This window comes from Geminocystis sp. CENA526 (assembly GCF_050753365.1).
Classification (GTDB): Bacteria; Cyanobacteriota; Cyanobacteriia; order Cyanobacteriales; family Cyanobacteriaceae; genus Geminocystis.
The window spans coordinates 1-1,389 of sequence record NZ_JBLZFY010000280.1 but is presented as its reverse complement, the minus strand read 5'-3'; the positions used below and the strand labels follow the sequence as shown (position 1 = coordinate 1,389).

The window sequence follows — 1,389 nt, the reverse complement described above, 5'->3', positions numbered from 1 at the left end:
GATAATTCCACATAGGTTAAAAAGCGATTTCCTTGTAAATCATAGATTTGTAAACCCTCTATATCTAATTCAAATTTTATCTTTAAAAGAGGGCTAATAAAACCTCGTATTTCTTCAATTATAACTAAACGATTATCCTGTCTTAAATAACCATTCAAATCATTTTTATCGGGATCATAAATATAATATTCTTCGATGCCATATTTTTCATAAAATGCTAGTTTTTTTGCCATTTCTTTGAGGGTATTACCTGGGGAAAGTATCTCAAAAGCCACACTAGGAGTAACGTTATTCTCTTTCCATTGTTGATACGAACCCCTGTCACCTTTTGGTCGATCGAATACTACCATCACATCAGGGGCTTGACGAATTGTATTGTCTCCTTCCACGGGATACCAGAGTAAATCACCTGCAATAAAGACATTAGGATTATCTGCAAAAAGTAACTCTAAATTCTCTTTAATGATGACGATATAACGAAATTGCTTGGTATTGTCAGACATGGGTTTTCCATCGCTATCAGGATAAATAATTTCTGGTTTTTTTTCGACTAATATTGATTTATTCATCGCTAGTTTTTCCTCATCTGTAGAATATTTAATTAAGAATTGCTTTAATCATTTTAAAGCTCAATCCCTAATTCTTTCAATTTTTCTTCTAATAATTTGACTCTGATTTGAGCTTCATCGGCTCGTTGTTTTTCCTGTTCGGCTTTGAGCCTTTCCTGTTCAGCACGTTGTTTTTCTCGCTTTAATTGTCTTTCAGTATCCTTAATTTTTTCTGATAACTCCACATAGGTTAAAAAGCGATTTCCTTGAGCATCATAAATTTGTAAACCTTCTAAATTAAGTTCAAATTTTATCTTTAAAAGAGGACTAATAAAACCTAGCATTTCTTCAATTATGACTAATTGATTATCCTGTCTTAAATAACCATTCAAATCATTTCTATCGGGATTATAAATATAATATTCTTCGATGCCGTATTTTTCATAAAATGCCAATTTTTTTGCCATTTCTTTGAGGGTATTACCTGGGGAAAGTATCTCAAAAGCCACACTAGGAGTAACGTTATTCTCTTTCCATTGTTGATACGAACCTCTGTCACCTTTTGGTCGATCGAATACTACCATCACATCGGGAGCTTGACGAATTGTATTGTCTCCTTCCACGGGATACCAGAGTAAATCACCTGCAATAAAGACATTAGGATTATCTGCAAAAAGTAACTCTAAATTCTCTTTAATGATGACGATATAACGAAATTGTTTGGTATTGTCAGACATGGGTTTTCCATCGCTATCAGGATAAATAATTTCTGGTTTTTTTTCGACTAATATTGATTGATTCATAGTTGCTTTTTCCTCATTTAGCGAAATCAGTGATTAGA

2 protein-coding genes are annotated in these 1,389 nt (G+C 32.9%); both read right to left on the bottom strand.

Features of this window, described 5'->3' with window-relative positions:
• On the bottom strand, positions 1–569 hold a 569-nt coding region (locus ACN4EE_RS23390; RefSeq protein ID WP_431708910.1), incomplete at its 3' end, for a Uma2 family endonuclease.
• Positions 570–622: 53 nt separating this feature from the next.
• Entirely contained in the window at positions 623–1,351 is a 729-nt protein-coding gene (locus ACN4EE_RS23385) for a Uma2 family endonuclease (RefSeq protein WP_431708909.1), read from the bottom strand.
• Between the last annotated feature and the right edge of the window lie 38 nt (positions 1,352–1,389).